The following is a 2,483-nucleotide window of genomic DNA, read 5'->3' as shown; positions in this document are numbered from 1 at the left end:
CTAATAAGAAAAGGTCTTGAGAAATAACTTCAAGCTATCGCTTGACCGAAATTCATCTCCCACTTTCACTGGTGCTTCGTACCCATACGTTTAGAAGTGGGAGACTTCTTTCGGAATTACGTTAAAAAGAAATTTTACCTGTGCGAAAAAAAAGATGCCCTTTTGACGGAGGCATCTTTCTATGAATAAACTGCATTATTCGTGACTATGTATCACATGACACATGGTGGGACAGTACTTAGTGCTGCTTCCTTCCGGATCTGACACGGTTCATACGCCCACCATTGCCATGAGGCCTTGCGGCAACTACTATAATAGCATATCCTCAAGATGATTAAAAGGTGTTTTTTTTAATCGATCCGATTTAATGGCTAGTTGCTCCCCGCTTCAACTTTTTCAGCCTGTCAATTTTCAGGATGAGTACACTTACAGCCGACAGCTGAATCCTCTGATTTTAACCATAACCAAGGCACTGGTGCGGGATGCTGCAATCGGTATTATGATAAATACTAAAGCCATTACAATCAGTGTAACGATAATTGAATCCGGTAAAAAATATGTTGCTCCCTGCAGCAAGAAAAAATAGAGCAAGTAGAAGAGGATACTTAGTGACGGACAAAGATACTGCTTCATATACTGATCCCTCCTTCAAAGGTAACTATACTGTAAAGGGCTCAATAATGAAAGATGAAAAGAAATGACCGGTCATTTTTTCATTATAATGTTTTTGAGTTTGTTCTAAGACGCTTCTTGTGGCCCACTCACCTCTCCTAAATACTCTAAGCTGGTCATAGCACCTTCCTTAATACAACTCTCAGAAGAATGATCCCTACTAGTACATACGAAAAAAGACACTACATTGTCGATCTTCACAACGTAGTGCCTCTTCTCTTGATTCATTTAATACGTCAATAATCAAAGACTGTCTGATTTACCCTTCTTTAAGCGGACCGCCCATGCCTCCGATCAATCCGATCAGAACAAGGACCAGCGCCTTACCGAGTGTTCGCATAGTACAGCTCCGATCTACTGATACATGTCAGCTTCATTTATCCGATATAATCGATATTCTCCAGTTTCATGCCACTGTTTGGAATAGTCGGAACCTTCACCATGCTGTATCCGACATCCTGCTCCGGCACCTCATAACTGATTTTATTTATCAGGTAGTCCGTAACGATTTCCATGGCTCTAACAGTATTCCATTCTCCAGGGCAGCGGTGACCCGTATTATAATCTCCTCCGCCTTGAGCCACCAGTTTCATCTGGACCTGATCCGTCGGACTTGTATGCCAGTCTTTGAATCGTTCAGGATCAAACGCTTTAGGATTATCCCAGATACGTGGATCATGATTTGTACCGTAAAAGTCCAGAATCACGAGCGTGTCTTTTTCAAACTGGTATCCGTCCCAGACGAAGTCTTTTCTGGTAATGGCCCCATTGAAAGGGAAAAATGGGTAATACCGTCTGATTTCTTGAATGAACATATGCAGATAATAGGGATTGTCTCCGTTAAGTTTATCCTTGATTTCAGGGAACTGATGCAGACTCAGCGCTGTGAAGGCAAAATAGATGGCTACCGCTACTGAGGGACGCAGAACGTTGAGCAGTTCCACGGCAGCTGTCTTCAAGTCGAGCAGTTCACCGTCAAGATCCTTGAACCATGAAATCTGGTAAAGAGCAGTCTCTTCTTTCGGATGCAAGTCTCCGTCTCTGACCTGCTGAATCAGTTCCTTGTTCCAGGATTCGGCCTGCTTGCGTCCGATTCGTCCTTCTATATGACGCGTGCTGACGGCCATTGGCGATTCGAACATACTGACCAGCTGTTTTGTTCGCTTCTCCACGTCTTTTTCGGGTAAAGGAACTCCTGCCCATTCACAGACAGCCTGTGTCAGAATTTTCTGACTTTCTTCATAGAAGACGATCGAATCCTTCTTGATCCATTCCTTTGTTTCCTTCAGCAAGTACTTCTCAACAAGTTTAGCCCAGACTTCAATCCGTTCTTTGGACATCAGTCCCATAAAGAAAGCTTTACGATGTCTATGTGCTTCATCATCAAGTCCCTGAACCCCTCCTTTTCCGAGCAGTGTCGCTTTCGCAGGCTCAGGGGCAGCTCCTTCACGTTTAAATTTGCCTTCGTCATAAAAGAGTTTAGCTGCTTCTTCCCCACCAATAACTACTGCCTTTTCACCCAGTAAATGTGTTTCGAATGCGTCTGCTTTATAGATCTTATGTCTGTTAGGGCATACATATACCCTTCTCTGAGTACCTTCAGTCCATTCTCGAAGCCGGCTTCTTTTGGAAAACTTCGTGTTTTCTGCATACGTCTCCTCCTTAAAGTTTTCTTATCTTTAAGTCACTAGTGTTGCATAAAACTTAGAATAAATAGGTTTTATAGGTTGTTACTTTTATCACAAGTAGTTTTCGTTAAAATTTCCAAAAAAGTCAATTGCTGGCGCAAGGGATGACTTTTTCCAGAAATT

General features: G+C 42.7%; 3 protein-coding genes and 1 other RNA gene. All 4 read right to left on the bottom strand.

Annotation, left to right across the window (positions count from 1 at the left end):
* Window positions 1-207 precede the first annotated feature (207 nt).
* An RNA gene (gene ffs, locus ACYQ4S_RS11595) (signal recognition particle sRNA small type) lies at window positions 208-297 on the bottom strand.
* A 129-nt stretch (window positions 298-426) separates the two neighbouring features.
* Complete coding sequence (locus ACYQ4S_RS11590; RefSeq protein ID WP_459771283.1) at window positions 427-633, bottom strand: hypothetical protein; 207 nt, start codon at window positions 631-633, stop codon at window positions 427-429.
* Between the two features lie 416 nt (window positions 634-1,049).
* Window positions 1,050-2,012 (bottom strand): cytochrome P450, encoded by a 963-nt coding sequence (locus ACYQ4S_RS11585; protein ID WP_459771281.1) that lies wholly within the window; start codon window positions 2,010-2,012, stop codon window positions 1,050-1,052.
* A gap of 164 nt (window positions 2,013-2,176) precedes the next feature.
* Window positions 2,177-2,323 carry a hypothetical protein gene (locus ACYQ4S_RS11580; RefSeq protein WP_459771279.1) on the bottom strand — a complete coding sequence of 49 codons (147 nt, stop codon included), beginning with the start codon at window positions 2,321-2,323 and terminating at the stop codon, window positions 2,177-2,179.
* Window positions 2,324-2,483: the final 160 nt, after the last annotated feature.

This window comes from Alkalibacterium sp. s-m-28, from assembly GCF_054658175.1.
This window is presented reverse-complemented; position numbering and strand designations above follow the sequence as displayed.